This window comes from Paraburkholderia sp. MM5482-R2 (assembly GCF_050436125.1).
In the GTDB taxonomy this organism is placed as follows: domain Bacteria; phylum Pseudomonadota; class Gammaproteobacteria; order Burkholderiales; family Burkholderiaceae; genus Paraburkholderia; species Paraburkholderia tuberum.
The window spans coordinates 78,242-92,446 of record NZ_JBNDLP010000003.1; the positions used below are offsets into that span (position 1 = coordinate 78,242).

Below are 14,205 nucleotides of genomic sequence, written 5' to 3' on the forward strand. Positions count from 1 at the left end.
GTTACGCCCCGGCAACCTCAATCCTTCACGCCAAGTATCACGCTCGACGCCTTGAACACCGCGACCGCGCTCGCGCCTTCCTGCAAACCGAGCATGTCGACGCTGCCATTGGTGACGACCGCCGTGACCACCGCGCCGCCTTCGAGCCCGAGCGACACTTCCGCGTTCACCGCGCCGCGCTTCACGCTGTGCACGGTGCCAGACAACTGATTGCGGGCCGACAGGTTCAACGGCGCATCGCGATCGCCATCACCCGGTACGAGCAAAACGACCCACGACGCCTTGATCAGCGCAAACGCCGCCACGCCGACCGCGAGCCCGAGGGCTTCGGTGCTCTCGTGCGTGAGCACGGCGACGATCGTGTGGCCGCCGGGCAGCGCGAGCGACACTTCGTCGTTGACGGTGCCGCGCTCGATCGCCGACACCGTGCCGTAGAACTGGTTGCGCGCGCTCGTCTTCACGCCGATGCGGCCGATCAGGTCCCAGTCCGTCGCGAAGCCCTCGCCAATCGCCGCGCCCGCGCGTTCGAGAAAGCGCCGATGCTCGCGCTCGACCGCGCGAAACGTCTCGATCAGCTTCACCGCGCGCGGCGTCAGCGTCGTCCCGCCGCCGCCCTTGCCGCCGGTCAGACGCACGACGAGCGGCTCGCCGGCGAGGTTGTTCATCGTGTCGATGGCATCCCATGCGCCTTTGTAGCTGATGCCGACCGCCTTCGCCGCGCTCGTGATCGAGCCGGTCTCGCCAATCGCCGCAAGCAGCGCGATGCGTGCCGCGCCGCCGAGCGTCTGCGTGCCCGCCTGAAACCAGACGGAGCCGCCGAGTTCGAGGGCATCGCGGGGAGGGTCGGGGCGGTCGATGGTCATGGCAGAGAGTGATTGAGGGTACGTGTAGGGCGGCGAATCATTATAGCGACGCGCTCTTCTACCGCTGGCCCCTACGCTTGCCGTTCACCAAGGCACGACTCTGCCGAGGTAGTCGAGGTAATGCAAACCGGCACGGCCCTCGTAAGCGTCGATCGTGCTGACCAGGTTCGGGATGCTTTCGTCGATGCTCAGACGCGCGTCCGGCCCGCCCATGTCGGTTCGCACCCAGCCGGGCGCCATCAGCAGCAGGGTTCTGGTATCGCTTCGGTGACGTGCGGCAAAGCTGCGCATGAACATGTTGAGCGCGGCCTTGCTGCCGCGATAGACCTCGTAGTTACCATTCTCGTTGTTGGCGACGCTGCCCTGCCCCGACGACATCACGCCGATCGTGCCAGTCGGCCGAACGAGATCCTGCAAGGCCTCGACGACCCGCATCGGACTCAACGCGTTCGTCACCATTACGCGCACGAATTCGTTGGTCGATACATCCGCGATCGTTTCACTATCGTCGTTCTTGACGCCGGCGTTGACGAACAGCAGGTCGATCGGACGTCCTTCGAGGCGGCCCCGCAACGCGGCGACCTGTTCGGGCATCGTGATGTCGACCGTTTCGACTTCGAGTGCGTGATGTGACGCCGTCGCAAGCTGAAGGAGCCTGGTCGTGGAATTTTGCCTGCCGGTCGCGATGACTCGCCAGCCGCGCTTCAGATACTCCTCGACCATCGCGAAGCCGAGGCCGCGCGAGGCGCCGATCAGAAGCACGGTTTTTTGCTGGTTTGCGGGTTGCATGGAACGTTTCCTGTCGATGGACTCGGGTTGAAGCCGGTCCAGGAAATATAGTCCCGCGTGATACGGCGCGGAAGATGCAATGCTTGCACTTACCGACCGTGAATCGTCGACAATGAGCAAGCGCACGAATCAGGAGACCGCGCGATGTCACCCTCTCGTGAATACTGGTTCCCAGCCAAACGCTATGGCTGGGGTTGGGGCCTTCCCGTGCGCTGGCAAGGATGGGTGACGCTGCTCGCGTATTTCGTGTCGCTCGGGGTGGTCGTTTTCCGGTTTCAACCCGCGGGTCATCCGCTCACGTTCTCCTTGCTGGTCGCCCTATTAACCGTGGCTCTCGTGGTCGTGTGCTGGCTGAATTGCAGGGGCGCGGCCTCCTTGCGCTCGCTGTATCGATCGGTCAGATAGTCCGAACGGTCCCGCACGAGCAGCGTGAACTTGAACAACTCTTCCATCACGTCGACCACGCGATCATAGTCAGTCGATCTGATTCTTGAATACGGCCGTGAGATTGCCGTGGCGTTCCGGGCTGCACCAAACCTGCCCCTCCGACCACTCGGACAGCTTGCGCAGTTCGACGACCTTCGGATGATCTGCCGGGACGCTATCGGCGAGCGGCAGGCCGTGCGGGTCGAATACCCGCGTTTGCGCTCCGAAATGCCGGAGGATGCGCTCGGCTTCGAGCGTCAGCAGCCGGCTATACGACGTTGCTCGCAGCGACCCGTAAAGCAGCAGGATGCGTGGCGGATGCGTTGAAGTGGTCACGGGTGCCAGCTTGTCCACGTCCGGTATATCGAGGTGAATAGGGCTGACGTTCGGCAGATCACTCATCGCGATCCGTTTCTCCCCAAGTTGGGCGCGGCGTTCCGCTGCCCTGATTCGTACCATGCTTGCGAACGGTTCACGACCCCCACGACGAGCAGCATCACGGGGACCTCGATCAGAACCCCAACCACCGTCGCCAGGGCGGCACCCGAATGAAAACCGAACAGGCTGATTGCGGTGGCCACGGCGAGTTCGAAGAAGTTGCTTGCGCCAATCAGACTCGACGGGCCAGCGACGCAATGTGCGACGCCTAACTGGCGGTTGAGCAGGTAGGCCAGTCCCGAGTTCAGAAACACCTGAATGAGGATTGGCACGGCGAGCATCGCGATCACCAGCGGCTGCTCAACGATCTGCTGACCCTGAAACGCAAACAGCAGGACCAGCGTCACGAGCAAGGCGCAGATGGACCAGGGACCGAGACGGGCAACGACGCTACGGAAATGCTCTTCGCCCTTTCGAAGAAAGCGTTGGCGCAGCAGTTGCGCGAGGATGACCGGGATCACTATGTAAAGGCCAACCGAAGCGATCAGTGTGTCCCAAGGCACTGTAATCGCGGACAGCCCGAGCAACAACGCGACGAGTGGCGCGAACGCCACGACCATGATCGAGTCGTTCAGCGCGACCTGCGACAGGGTGAAATACGGGTCGCCCTTGCACAGCTGCGACCACACGAAGACCATTGCCGTGCACGGCGCGGCGGCGAGCAGGATGAGACCTGCGAGGTAGCTGTCGAGTTGCTCGACGGGCAGCCACGGCCTGAACACGTGACGAATGAACACCCAGCCCAACACGGCCATCGAGAACGGTTTGACGAGCCAGTTGACCGCGAGCGTCACGCCGATGCCGCGCCATTGGCTGCCGACCTGCTTCATCGCCGAGAAGTCGATCTTGATGAGCATCGGGATGATCATCACCCAGATCAGCACGCCGACGGGCAGGTTGACGTGCGCGACTTCCATGCGCCCGAGCACCTGAAATGCGCCCGGCAACAACTGGCCGAGTATCACGCCTGCCACGATGCACAGCGCGACCCACACCGTCAGATAGCGCTCGAAGAAGCCGATAGCCGGGCGCGCTGCTGCACGAGCCTCAGCGCGACTCATTGGTTTGCTCTGCCGGACGCTCGCCAATGGCGCGCATTTCGCGCTGGATTGCGTCGTGGTTGAGCGCGTGCAGCGGCAGGTTCACGAACTGGCTCACGCGATTCATGATCTGTCGATAGACCTTGTCGAAAACTTCGCGCTTCTCGTCGTCGGTTCCCTGGCAGGCTGCGGGATCTTCAAAGCCCCAGTGCGCGCTGATCGGCTTGCCGGGCCAGATCGGGCAGACCTCGCCCGCGGCCTGATCGCATACGGTAATGACGAAGTCCATCTGCGGCGCGTCGGGCGTTGCGAACTCGTCCCAGCTCTTACTGCGCATCCTGGCGGTGTCGTAGCCCAGTGCCGCGCATTTCTCGATCGCGAACGCATTGACTGCGCCGGATGGATGGCTGCCCGCGCTGTACGCGCGAAACTGTCCTTTGCCGAGCACGTTGAACAGCGCTTCGGCCATGATGCTGCGTGCGCTGTTGCCGGTGCAGAGAATCAGTACGGAATACGGTTTGCCGCTCACGTGCGGCTCCGAAATGAAATGCTTGTCTGGGACGGAGCGCAGCAGGCTGCCGCGGATTCGTTTGCTGCCAATGCCTCCTGGGTATGAGATTGCCCATAGATGGGAGCCGATTCGAGGGTCAGAAAGGTTTCCCAGGCCACGCCTTGCGGATCGACGGTCCACGCCTTGTCCGACTTCGCGTAACAGCATGTCGTGCCGCTCTGATGCTGCACGGGAACTTCAGCGGCGGCGAAGCGCGCGTTCATCTCTGCCAGTTCTTCATCGGTTTCGACCTGGATGCCAATGTGATCGACGCCAGGTTTCGCCCCGCGTTGCGAGATCGTGAAGTTCACGACGGGGTCGCTCAACTCCCACTTGCAGTAATCGCTCTTGGTGACCGTCGGCTCGACGTTGCCAAACATCGCGCTGTAGAAGCGGATGCTGTCGGCAAGATTGTCCACAGCCACGTGAATGTGCATGCGTTTCATGTTTCGTCTCGGCAGCAGTTGGAAAGGTCGCTCGCGGCGCACGATGCACCGGAGCAGCAGTTCTCTGTGAGGAAGCCGATCAGCGACGTCATCGCGTCGAAGTTTGCGGTGTAGATGACGAAGCGCCCTTCCTGTCGCGGACTCACCAGTCCGGCGTGTGTCAGGTCTTTCAGGTGGAATGAAAGGCCGGAAGGCGAAATGCCTAACTGCTGCGCTATTTCGCCAGCCGCCATGCCTTCGGGGCCGGCAACGACGAGCTGGCGAAAGATCGCGAGACGGGATTCGTGAGCGAGCGCGCCGAGCGCGCGTACGGCATTGATCGTGTCCATAAAGACACTATATCCACTTCATCGTTATATTTCAATATTTGTTGAAATGTCGCAACTTAGTCGGTGGTTCGCTCTTTGATGACGCATGGCGCTAGTCGGGACGGCTTGCGTACTGCGCAATCCCATTCCCAAACGACCAGTTCTCCTTCTCGACCTCGACGAGATTGACGAACACATCCTCGGGCCGCACGCCCGGCGACTTCCCGAGTTCATCGACGATGCGCCGGTAGAGCGCCTTCTTCTGCTCGACCGAACGCGTGTTGCTAACGGTCAGCTGGATCACGACGAGATCGTCGCCGCGCTCGATATTCTGGTACTGCCGGTCATAGATCATGTTGTCGGGCGTGTGCTCGGTGATCAGCATGAACATGTCGTCCTTCGGCACGTTGAACGTGTCCACCAGCGAGCGCTGGATGCCGGCGCTCAGCGCCTGGCGGTAATCGGCCGGCTTGCCGGCGCGCAGTGAGATCCGGGTGAGCGGCATGATGGGCTCCTTGTTTGCGGTGTTGGGTTGAACACAGCTTAGGCGCGCTCAATCATAATAAACAGATATCTTTGTCTATTTCATCAATTTCCATCCGAAATGAAAGTCCTCGATCTCGATGCGGTGCGCGCCTTCGTGCTGGTCGCCGATCTGCGCAGCTTCACGCGCGCCGCGGACGCGCTCGACACCACGCAATCGGCCGTCAGCCTGAAGCTGAAGCGACTGGAGGCGCACCTGGGCAAGCAGTTGCTGGAGCGCACGCCGCGCATCGTGCGTCTGTCCGCCGACGGCCACGCGTTTCTCGGCGCCGCGCGCGAGTTGCTGAACGCGCACGAGCGCGCGCTCGGCGCGCTGTCGGTGGAGCGGCGGCGGCTCGTGCTCGGGCTCAGCGAGCACGTCGCGGGCTCCGATCTGCCGCACCTGCTCGGACGGCTCAACGCGCACGATCCGGGCCTCTTGGTCGAGTTGCATATGGGCACGTCGGCGGCGTTGCTCTCGCAGTTCGACGAACGCCGGCTCGATGCGGCGATCGTCCGCTACGGCGCCGACGAACCGCCGCGCGAAGACGCGCAGACGCTGTTCAGCGAACCGCTCGGTTGGCTCGCGACGCCGACATGGCTGCCGCGAGTCGGTGAGCCGCTAGCGCTCGCGCTATTGAGCCCGCCGTGCAACGTGCGTGAGGTCGCGTTGCGCACGCTGACGGCGGCGGGGATCGCCTGGCAGGAGGTGTTTGTGGGTGGTGGCGTCGCGGCAGTGGGCGCGGCTGTGGCCGCTGGGCTCGCCGTGTCGCCGCTCGCGCGTCGGGTTGCGCCGCGCGGTCTGATCGACGTCGGCGCGCGGCTCAGCCTGCCGGCGCTGCCGGAATCGCGTGTGACGCTGCATTCGCGCGTGCGCGAGAGAGAGAGGCCCGCTCGGCGGAAACGCTGCGGCTGCTTGCGAACGGCCTCGCCACGGCGTGACGCCACGACCGATGCCACACCGCGCCGCGCCGCTCGAAGCAGCCTTAGTGGATGATCGGCGGCAGCGAACCGCTGCTGGCGGTCGCCGGATTGGGCACGGAGCCCATCGGCGCGATGTCGCTAACGTTTGCGGACGCGTCCGACGAAGTCCGCACGGGCGGTTTGATCAGATTCGCACGGGAAATCGCGGGCTTCGCCGCGACCTTGTCCACATGCGGACGCGCGGTGTGAGCCGCCGCGAAATCGGCGTGCACGACCTTGCCCCGAGCCGGCTTCGCGTGCGCCAGTTGCACATGTGGCTGCGCGTGCTTCGTGGTCTGCGCGGTCACGGTCGGGTGCGACCGGTTCGGCCCCGACGCCGCGACTTTCGTACCGCCTTTCACGTTCCCGCCGGCCACGAGATGTTTCTCGCCGTTCCCATGCGCCGCGAGTTTGCCGCCGTGGGCCGCGCCGGCCGACGCGACATGGGTTGCCGCGTGCCGGGCGCTCGCCGTCTGCCGCGCATGCGCACCAGTTTTGGTCTTGATTCCGCCCTTGGCGCCCGCCTTCACTTTCACCGCCTCGGGTTTTTTCCGCGCGTGCGCCTGCCGGGTAACGTGTCCGCTCGCGATATGCCCGCTCGCCTCCGGTGGATTCCACACTTCCGCATAACCGGCAGCCAACGCCACCTCCGACACACACCACACGGCCAGCGCCGCTGCTACTGCTCGAACCCGCATCTGCTGCTTCTCCTGATCGACGACTGTCAAAACGAGCCGGGATTATATTCTCTTGCAAAAATCCACTTTTGGACTAATATCATTAAAAAGTACACATAGGGACCTACCCGCAATGACTCACGCTGCCCGAATTTCCTCGCCCGAGGCATCGCCGCGACAATCGCTTTCGGAACCCACGCTGACGCAGATGTCCGCGGCCGGTCTGCGTGCGTTCTTCAACATCGCGCGCGACTGGGACCTGAGCGCCGACGAGCAGATCGTGCTGCTCGGCAAGCCGGGCCGCTCGACGTTCTTCAAGTGGAGGGCGACGCCCGAGACCGCGCGCCTCAGCCACGACACGCTGGAGCGACTGTCGCTGCTGCTCGGCATCTACAAGGCGCTGCAGATTCTGCTGCCGCAGCCGAGCGCCGCCGACACCTGGGTCAAACGCCCCAACAGCGCGCCGCCGTTCGGCGGCAAACGCGCGCTGGACCGCATGCTGGCGGGCAACATCAGCGATCTCGTGGCCGTGCGCCAGTATCTCGACGCAATGCGAGGCGGCTGGGCGTGACGCAACCGCAATGGCAGGACCGCTGGACCAGCGCAGCGCTCGATTGGTCGCCCGCGTATCGCGTGATTCCGACGCGCTTTCCGGCCATCAACCTGTTCGATCGGGTCGCATCGCCGGAGGATTTCGACGCGCTGTACGCGCTCGAAGCGATGACCAACGACCGTCTGCGCACCGAAATCGGCGAACTCGATCTGGTGCCGCGCGAGGAGCGCCGTTTCGGGCCCGGCTACGGGCCGATCATGGCCGCGCTCACGCATCTGAATCCGCTCGGCAGCCGCTTTTCCGACGGCACCTACGGCGTGTTCTATTGCGCGCGTTCACGCGCGACGGCGATCGCCGAAACACGCTATCACACGGGTCAGTTTCTCCAGGCGACCGCCGAGCCGCCGATGCGTCAACAGATGCGTCTCTACACGGTAGTCGCACAAGGCAGCGTGGTCGACTTGCGTCGCGACCCCGAGTTCGATCCCGCCGTGCTGTCGCCCGACGACTACCTTCCCGGACAGGCGCTCGGGCGCGCGGTACGCGCGGCGGGCGCGCCAGGCATCGTGTATCCGTCGGTGCGCGACAGCGCTGGAGAATGCCTCGCGGCGTTCCGCACGATGCTGCTGCGCGACTGCCATCACGCGGCATACCTCGAATACAACTGGAACGGCAGGAGCGTCGATATGGTGTTCGAGTTGAATCAGGTCGGGTGACAGAAGAGCGGCGAAGCAGCGCGGGGACTTCAGCCGTTCAAGGCAAGGCCAATTCCGCCGCCCCTTCCGCGCGCGCGGCCTCGACCGAGATCGACCAACGACGCAACGCCTGCGGCTGCACGATCGTCAACGTGCCGTCCGGCCCGAACGCGCCCGTATCGATGAACACTTGCGAGCCGATCTGCGTGATGTCGCGCACCGGCGTATGGCCGCAATAAGTCAGCGACAGCCCACGCTGCCGCAGCGGATCGCCGTTGCCCAGCGCGAGCTCGCGACCCCACAGCAATTGCTGGCGCGTTTCGGCCGAATAATTGCCCGCGTCGAGCTCGGCGTCGGAGCCGAAAAATTCGGCGTGCAGAACGTTGAAGCGCGCCTTGCCGCTGCCGATCACGCGCACGAGCGGCAGCGTGCGCAGATGCTCGGCGTAATAGCGCAGACGCTCGTCGGGCACGTCGGCCGCCCACGCGCCGCCGATGCCGTACCACCACTGCCGCCGCAAGCGGCCGTCGGCGACCGCGCACAGCGCGTCCTCGTGATTGCCGAGCACCGCATGGAACCACGGCTTCTCGAGCAGCGCGAGCGCCTGCTCCGAGTGCTCGCCCCGATCGACCAGATCGCCGACCGAAAACAGCCGGTCGCACGTCGGATCGAACGCGATCTGACGCAGCAGGTAGCGCAAAGCGTCGACGCAGCCGTGCAGATCGCCGACCACGAAATCGCGGCCGGCCTCGTTGGCGTCGTGATGCTGAACGAAGTTGGCGGGGGTGGAATTCATCCCACCATGATAATGCGGCCGACGCGCACGCGTATGCGGGGTGCCTATCGTATCCGCGCGCTTCATCGAGCAAGAAAGACATCGAACGACGCAAAAATGACGCTGAAACGCCACATTTGCGGTATGCGTTACCGGAAATGCACCTTTGCGCGAGTCACTTCTGGCGCGCGCCCGCGTCGTCCCGCGCGCTATTGCAGCGTGCGCAGCTTCGCCACCTGGTCGGCCGCGATCGTCGCCTGCGGATTGCCGAACTGTTTCGTCACGTAGTTGGTGATCGCCGCGATCTGCTCGTCGTCGAGATGGCCGCCGAACCCGGGCATCAGCACGTCCGCGTGCGCGGTCGTGCGATTCACGCCGTGCAGAATGACCAACGCGAGATTGTTGGCGTCGTTCGCGCCGACCGTCGAGTTGTGGATCAGCGACGGATACGCGCCCGGCGCGCTCGCGCCCACGCCCTGCCCGGTCCAGCCATGACAGGTCGCGCAATTGGCGACGAACAGCTGCGCGCCGTTCACGCCGGTGATCGCGGTGCCGCGCATGGCGGTGACGTCGCTGGCCGGCTTGCCCCATTGATGACGGGGACGCGCGTCGCCGCCGCTCACGGCCGGCACCGAGCGCAAGAACACGACGATCGAGCGCAGATCCACCGGCGTCAGGAACTGCGTGCTGTTCGCGACCACTTCGCCCATCGGGCCGGCCGCGTTTGCGCGGCTCGGCGCCGCGCCGGTCGACAGATACGACGTGAGTTCGTCGTCGCGCCAGTCGCCGACGCCGCTCAGCTTGTCCGGCGTGATATTGAACGCATGCCAGCCGGCCTGCACCGCACCGGAGAAACGCGCGCTCGACTTCAGCCCCTGCATGAAATTGCGCGGTGTATGGCATTCCTCGCAATGCGCGAGCCCTTCGACCAGATACGCGCCTCGGTTCCATTCGGGGCTCTGTTTCGGGTCCGGCACGAAGCGCCCCTCGGTGAAGTTGAACAGGTTCCAGAACACCATTAGCCAGCGCTGATTGAACGGGAACTTGAGGCTGTTCGAGGGCGGCGTGTAGTGAATCGGCGCGAGCGTGTTCAGATACGCGCGAATCGCGAGCACGTCCTGTTCGGTCACGCGTGTGTAGGCGGTGTACGGGAACGCCGGATAGAGCCGCTCGCCGCCTTTGCCGATGCCTTCGTGCATCGCGCGCATGAAATCGGCGTCGCTCCATTGGCCGATGCCGGTGTCGGGATCGGGCGTGATGTTCGGCGTCACGATCGTGCCGAACGGTGTGCTGATCGGCAGGCCGCCCGCGAATGGGCGCGACTTGTCCGCCGTATGGCAGGCCGCGCAATCGGCAGCACGGGTCAGGTATTGGCCGCGCTTCACGAGTTCGCCATTGGCGGCCTTGCCGGCGAGCATGGCCGGGCCGCCGACCGCAGCCTGCGCCGCGTCGTCGGCGCGCGCCTGGGTGATCGGCATTTCGTCGGTCGAGTCTGCGTCCGGGCCGTGCGACTCGTGCCACGCTATCGACAGCGCAAGCAGCGAAAACGCGGCCGCGAGCGCCGCGCCGCCGAAGCGGCGGCGCTGGTTGACGTGCATCAGCACAGGGTTCGGCTGCGCGCGACAGGTTTTCTTCGTCATTGTGGCTCTCCGGTCGGCGCTCAGATTTCGCGCTTCAGCTTGTCGCCCAGTTTCAGCGACAGTGCAGCGATCGTCAGCGTGCAGTTCACCGACGCGGCGGTGGGCATCACGCCGCTACTCGCGATGAACAGGTTCGAATGATCGTGCGTGCGGCAGTCCGCGTCGACGACCGAACTCGCCGCATCGCTGCCCATGATCGTCGTGCCCATGATGTGATTGTTGGGCGCGAAGCTGTCGTCGAACGAGACCTCGGTGCCGCCGAATAGCGTCGCGATCTGCGCATACAGTTCGTGCGTATTGGCGGCGCTCTTCTTCACGTAGTCGTTGATCGAGTAGTAGATCTCGGGCTGAGGAATCCCGAGCGCGTCCTTGTGATCTGCCGACGGCACGATGCGGTTCTGCGGCTCCGGCAGATGTTCGTGAAAGCTGTTGATGTTCAGCGTGCGCGCCGCGCGGTCGCGAATCTGCCGGTCGAGCTCGGCGCCGGTCAGGCCTTTTTTCAGCAGGTCGGCGGTGACCCCCATCGTCGGCACGCCGTTCGACAAATGCAGCTTCTTCGACGAGTAATCGGAGCGGAATGCGCCGTCGCGGAAGTTGACTATCGAGGTCATCTCCATCGGGCCACGGCCGGGCCACAGCGGTTCGTTGGCGAGAAACGTGACGCCGGTGCCGGGATGGTCCATCAGGTTGCGGCCCACCTGATCGGAGCTGTTGCCGACGCCGTGCGGGAATTTGTCGGAGGTCGACATCAACATCAGCTTCGGCGTTTCGATGCCGTTCGCCGCGAGCACGAACAGCTTGCCCGTGACGCGTGTGCCATTGCCGTTCGGGTCCTTGTAGTGGACCGCGGTGATAAGCCCTTTGTCGTCCGCTTCGATGCGATACACGACCGCTTCGGGAATCAGTTTCGCGCCGGCCTGCTCGGCCTTCTCCGCGTGAATCACGCCGTTGTACATCGCCGCGATCGGGCAGATCGGCATGCAGTTGTTGTTGCCGCAGCAGGTGGGCCGCGCATCGAACGGCCGGCTGTTGCGCGCGACCGGTTCGGGCACGACCTTGAAGCCCTGCGCGTTGAGCACGTCGCTGAACCGCTGATCCATGTACGACAGTGGCAGCTGCTGCATCGGATAGGGCTTCGAGCGCGGCGAACCGAGATCGATCGAACTATCGGGACCGGACACGCCGAGCTGCACTTCGGCGGCCACGTACCACGGCTCGAGCGTTTCGTACGGATACGGCCAGTCGCGCCCGACGCCATACAGCTTGCGCAACTGGAAGTCCGACGGCAGCAGCCGCCACGCGGCGGCCGCCCAGTGCCAGGTCGTGCCGCCGACCAGCCGCACGTATTGTGAGTTGTACGGATAATCGCCCTTCTGGATCAGGTAGTTATTCGCGGGCGCGTACTCGGGATGCGGCGCGTAAGGCGTCGACGGATACGGCGTCGCGAAGTCGGACTTCGCCGGCGAGTTGCGGAAGTTCTCGACGATCTGCCAGCGCGGAATGCGCGGCCCCGCTTCGAGCAGGATCACCGACGCGCCCGCCAGCGCCAGCTGATGCGCAACCAGACTGCCGGCGACGCCGGAGCCGACCACGACGATATCGGCGGATTGTGTGTTTGCCATCATTTCTCTCTTCGATGCCCTGCCTGTTGCGGGCTTTGTTCGTGCGACGCTTGCGGGTCCGGCGTGCTGGTTGCGCTGCTGGCGTGGCCCGCTCGCGGGCTCGCGCGGCTCACGCGGACGTCGGCTTCTGCGTCCAGTAGAACGGCACGTCGCGGCAATAGGAGGGAATCGTGAGCACGTCTTGCACGGGCTCGAACATCAGCGCCTTTTCATACGCGATCACCTGGACGTGCGGCATGTCGCCGACGAGGCCCAGGTACCACGCGCGCATGATCGCGCCGACCGTTTTCGCGAGCGCGGGCTGGTCGGTCTGCAGCGCCTGCGTGACCGTATCGGACGGCACGCCGCCGTGGCCTTGCAGCCACGTGTTGAGCGCCGCGACGTTCTGCGCGAACTGGTTATCGGCACGCGACAGCGCATCGTAGACACGTTGGCCAAGCACGGTATCGAAACTGCTACGACCGGTGAGGTGTTGCGAAAGCGCGAGGAAGGCATCGAGTCCGCCCCCGGCTGGCCGCGTATCGGCGAAGGCGGGCGCGATCCACGACAGCGAACGGCTCGCGCCGGCGAACGCGAGCGCCGCGGCCGTCGCGCACGAGCCGAGCACCCAGGCCCTGCGCGAAGCGGAAAACGACGGCGGCAAGCCGGTGAACCGTGTGGCATTGCGATAAGACTTCGCTCCTTGCCGATGCGTCACGTGGGGATGCGCATCGTTATCCTCAGGAACATCTGCCATGGGGGCTCCAGATGATGAGTCGTTCTCGACGAGCAGCGCGGCGAGGGCATGATGCCGTTCGCCTGCCGCTTCGTTTGCTCTTCCCCAAACCTGGTCTTACGCCGCTTCAGCGGTCTCGTATCCGTGCGCGTGATTCACGCGCGCCGCATGTGCGGTGTTGCATGCATGATTGCAACGATTGCTGCCGTTATCTACCAATCGCCTTTCAAGTGAAAGCGGCGCGCAAGGCCGCCGCGAAAGACTATAGCCTGTGACCCACCATTCGACAATCGGTCCGCGTTGCACGCGTAGAATCCGCGACACCGACTGCCCTACACTTCGTCGTTCATCGAGTCCATGTCCATCAACTACTATCCCCAGCTTCTTCGCAATCGGCCCCGCACGGTGATCGGCCTCGTGATCGGGATCGTCGTCGCGTTCCTCGTGCCCGGTCATACGAGTCCGATCGCCCGCACACTGATCGGCTGGGACGCGGCGATCTGGAGCTACCTGCTGATGATCTGGGCGCATATGGCTCTTGCCGACGAGCACCGCGTGCGCGAATACGCGATGCGCGACGACGAAAACGCGGGCGTCGTGCTGGTCGTCATCTGCGTCGCGACGATCGCGAGCGTCGCCGCGATCGTGCTCGAACTCGCGTCGGCCAAGGGCGCGGGCGGCGCAACGACCGTCTGGCACTACCTGCTGACCGGTCTGACGCTGATCGGCGCATGGTTTCTGATTCCGACGATCTTCACGCTGCACTACGCGCGCCTCTACTTCGACACGGACGCGCAAGAGACCGCGTTGAAGTTTCCCGATCACCATTTGCTGCCGAACTACTGGGACTTCCTGTACTACTCGTTCACGATCGCGGTCGCGTCGCAGACTTCCGATGTCGTGTTGCGCTCACGCGAAATTCGCCGCGCGACGCTCGCCCAATCGGTCCTGTCGTTCTACTTCAACGTCGCGGTGCTCGGCCTGTGCGTGAACATCGCGGCGGGGCTGCTGGGTTCGTGACACGGCCACTGCGCGGCGTTCGGATGAATTTCATGCGAATGCCACGCGCGTGCCACATGGCTGCCACGCGAGCGGCACCCAGGCTTCACGCGTCCGCTTGAACCGCATTCCGTGCAACGCGGGGCCGTCCGTGTAAAACCGGCCCCACACCACCCCGTTTTAC

16 protein-coding genes and 2 pseudogenes are annotated in these 14,205 nt (G+C 64.3%); 5 read left to right on the plus strand and 13 right to left on the minus strand.

From position 1 onward, the window contains the following. Positions 1–17 precede the first annotated feature (17 nt). Entirely contained in the window at positions 18–863 is an 846-nt protein-coding gene (locus tag OKW37_RS22460; RefSeq protein ID WP_429403820.1) for a TOBE domain-containing protein, read from the minus strand. 84 nt (positions 864–947) lie between these two features. Then, positions 948–1,652 carry an SDR family NAD(P)-dependent oxidoreductase gene (locus tag OKW37_RS22465; protein WP_429403821.1) on the minus strand — a complete coding sequence of 235 codons (705 nt, stop codon included), beginning with the start codon at positions 1,650–1,652 and terminating at the stop codon, positions 948–950. A 144-nt stretch (positions 1,653–1,796) separates the two neighbouring features. Between OKW37_RS22465 and OKW37_RS22470 the strand changes: the two genes are divergently transcribed. Further along, positions 1,797–2,057 carry a hypothetical protein gene (locus OKW37_RS22470; RefSeq protein ID WP_429403822.1) on the plus strand — a complete coding sequence of 87 codons (261 nt, stop codon included), beginning with the start codon at positions 1,797–1,799 and terminating at the stop codon, positions 2,055–2,057. On the opposite strand, the pseudogene OKW37_RS22475 reads toward OKW37_RS22470, so the two are convergent. The 6 genes and pseudogenes from OKW37_RS22475 to OKW37_RS22500 form a co-directional block, all read right to left on the minus strand. Then, positions 1,940–2,480, minus strand: a pseudogene (locus tag OKW37_RS22475) (NAD(P)H-dependent oxidoreductase). The gene OKW37_RS22470 and the pseudogene OKW37_RS22475 sit on opposite strands and share 118 nt — an antisense overlap. Continuing rightward, positions 2,477–3,577 carry an ACR3 family arsenite efflux transporter gene (gene arsB, locus OKW37_RS22480; protein ID WP_429403823.1) on the minus strand — a complete coding sequence of 367 codons (1,101 nt, stop codon included), beginning with the start codon at positions 3,575–3,577 and terminating at the stop codon, positions 2,477–2,479. Before arsB ends, OKW37_RS22475 begins: the two are co-directional and overlap by 4 nt. Beyond that, positions 3,564–4,085, minus strand: coding sequence for an arsenate reductase ArsC (locus tag OKW37_RS22485; RefSeq protein ID WP_429403824.1), 522 nt, complete (start codon positions 4,083–4,085; stop codon positions 3,564–3,566). Before OKW37_RS22485 ends, arsB begins: the two co-directional genes overlap by 14 nt. Next, complete coding sequence (locus OKW37_RS22490) at positions 4,082–4,552, minus strand: ArsI/CadI family heavy metal resistance metalloenzyme (protein WP_429352647.1); 471 nt, start codon at positions 4,550–4,552, stop codon at positions 4,082–4,084. The genes OKW37_RS22485 and OKW37_RS22490 overlap by 4 nt, the downstream gene beginning before the upstream one ends. Beyond that, complete coding sequence (locus OKW37_RS22495; protein WP_018424160.1) at positions 4,549–4,881, minus strand: ArsR/SmtB family transcription factor; 333 nt, start codon at positions 4,879–4,881, stop codon at positions 4,549–4,551. Before OKW37_RS22495 ends, OKW37_RS22490 begins: the two co-directional genes overlap by 4 nt. 91 nt (positions 4,882–4,972) lie before the next feature. Then, positions 4,973–5,365 carry a tautomerase family protein gene (locus OKW37_RS22500; RefSeq protein WP_429403825.1) on the minus strand — a complete coding sequence of 131 codons (393 nt, stop codon included), beginning with the start codon at positions 5,363–5,365 and terminating at the stop codon, positions 4,973–4,975. Positions 5,366–5,464: 99 nt separating this feature from the next. Between OKW37_RS22500 and OKW37_RS22505 the strand changes: the two are divergent. Further along, positions 5,465–6,324, plus strand: a pseudogene (locus OKW37_RS22505) (LysR family transcriptional regulator). Positions 6,325–6,368: 44 nt separating this feature from the next. Here OKW37_RS22505 and OKW37_RS22510 read toward each other — a convergent pair. Next, a complete protein-coding gene (locus OKW37_RS22510; protein WP_184057505.1) occupies positions 6,369–7,043 on the minus strand; it encodes a hypothetical protein in 675 nt (224 codons plus the stop codon). Positions 7,044–7,230: 187 nt separating this feature from the next. Here OKW37_RS22510 and OKW37_RS22515 point away from each other — a divergent pair, with 187 nt between their 5' ends. Together OKW37_RS22515 and OKW37_RS22520 are read left to right on the plus strand one after the other, a co-directional pair. Then, entirely contained in the window at positions 7,231–7,593 is a 363-nt protein-coding gene (locus OKW37_RS22515) for an MbcA/ParS/Xre antitoxin family protein (RefSeq protein ID WP_018424156.1), read from the plus strand. Further along, positions 7,590–8,291, plus strand: a complete 702-nt coding sequence (locus OKW37_RS22520; RefSeq protein WP_090808353.1) for an RES family NAD+ phosphorylase — start codon at positions 7,590–7,592, stop codon at positions 8,289–8,291. The genes OKW37_RS22515 and OKW37_RS22520 overlap by 4 nt, the downstream gene beginning before the upstream one ends. A gap of 37 nt (positions 8,292–8,328) precedes the next feature. On the opposite strand, the gene OKW37_RS22525 is transcribed toward OKW37_RS22520, so the two are convergent. The 4 genes from OKW37_RS22525 to OKW37_RS22540 form a co-directional block, all read right to left on the minus strand. Beyond that, positions 8,329–9,066, minus strand: a complete 738-nt coding sequence (locus OKW37_RS22525; protein ID WP_409259238.1) for a metallophosphoesterase — start codon at positions 9,064–9,066, stop codon at positions 8,329–8,331. A gap of 188 nt (positions 9,067–9,254) precedes the next feature. Beyond that, positions 9,255–10,685, minus strand: coding sequence for a cytochrome c (locus OKW37_RS22530; protein ID WP_429403827.1), 1,431 nt, complete (start codon positions 10,683–10,685; stop codon positions 9,255–9,257). A gap of 20 nt (positions 10,686–10,705) precedes the next feature. Continuing rightward, positions 10,706–12,307 (minus strand): GMC family oxidoreductase, encoded by a 1,602-nt coding sequence (locus tag OKW37_RS22535; RefSeq protein ID WP_429404390.1) that lies wholly within the window; start codon positions 12,305–12,307, stop codon positions 10,706–10,708. Positions 12,308–12,416: 109 nt separating this feature from the next. Next, the gene (locus OKW37_RS22540; RefSeq protein WP_429403828.1) at positions 12,417–13,043 is read right to left on the minus strand and encodes a sugar dehydrogenase complex small subunit; all 627 of its coding nucleotides are present in this window, start codon (positions 13,041–13,043) and stop codon (positions 12,417–12,419) included. Between the two features lie 336 nt (positions 13,044–13,379). Between OKW37_RS22540 and OKW37_RS22545 the strand changes: the two genes are divergently transcribed. Beyond that, a complete protein-coding gene (locus OKW37_RS22545) occupies positions 13,380–14,042 on the plus strand; it encodes a DUF1345 domain-containing protein (protein WP_184057517.1) in 663 nt (220 codons plus the stop codon). Positions 14,043–14,205: the final 163 nt, after the last annotated feature.

Coding starts and splice junctions, on each gene's coding strand:
- OKW37_RS22460 (WP_429403820.1), bottom strand. CDS start 863: ATGACCATCGACCGCCCCGACCCTCCCCGCGATGCCCTCGAACTCGGC.
- OKW37_RS22465 (WP_429403821.1), bottom strand. CDS start 1,652: ATGCAACCCGCAAACCAGCAAAAAACCGTGCTTCTGATCGGCGCCTCG.
- OKW37_RS22470 (WP_429403822.1), top strand. CDS start 1,797: ATGTCACCCTCTCGTGAATACTGGTTCCCAGCCAAACGCTATGGCTGG.
- arsB (WP_429403823.1), bottom strand. CDS start 3,577: ATGAGTCGCGCTGAGGCTCGTGCAGCAGCGCGCCCGGCTATCGGCTTC.
- OKW37_RS22490 (WP_429352647.1), bottom strand. CDS start 4,552: ATGAAACGCATGCACATTCACGTGGCTGTGGACAATCTTGCCGACAGC.
- OKW37_RS22495 (WP_018424160.1), bottom strand. CDS start 4,881: ATGGACACGATCAATGCCGTACGCGCGCTCGGCGCGCTCGCTCACGAA.
- OKW37_RS22500 (WP_429403825.1), bottom strand. CDS start 5,365: ATGCCGCTCACCCGGATCTCACTGCGCGCCGGCAAGCCGGCCGATTAC.
- OKW37_RS22510 (WP_184057505.1), bottom strand. CDS start 7,043: ATGCGGGTTCGAGCAGTAGCAGCGGCGCTGGCCGTGTGGTGTGTGTCG.
- OKW37_RS22515 (WP_018424156.1), top strand. CDS start 7,231: ATGTCCGCGGCCGGTCTGCGTGCGTTCTTCAACATCGCGCGCGACTGG.
- OKW37_RS22525 (WP_409259238.1), bottom strand. CDS start 9,066: ATGAATTCCACCCCCGCCAACTTCGTTCAGCATCACGACGCCAACGAG.
- OKW37_RS22530 (WP_429403827.1), bottom strand. CDS start 10,685: ATGACGAAGAAAACCTGTCGCGCGCAGCCGAACCCTGTGCTGATGCAC.
- OKW37_RS22535 (WP_429404390.1), bottom strand. CDS start 12,307: ATGGCAAACACACAATCCGCCGATATCGTCGTGGTCGGCTCCGGCGTC.
- OKW37_RS22540 (WP_429403828.1), bottom strand. CDS start 13,043: ATGGCAGATGTTCCTGAGGATAACGATGCGCATCCCCACGTGACGCAT.
- OKW37_RS22545 (WP_184057517.1), top strand. CDS start 13,380: ATGTCCATCAACTACTATCCCCAGCTTCTTCGCAATCGGCCCCGCACG.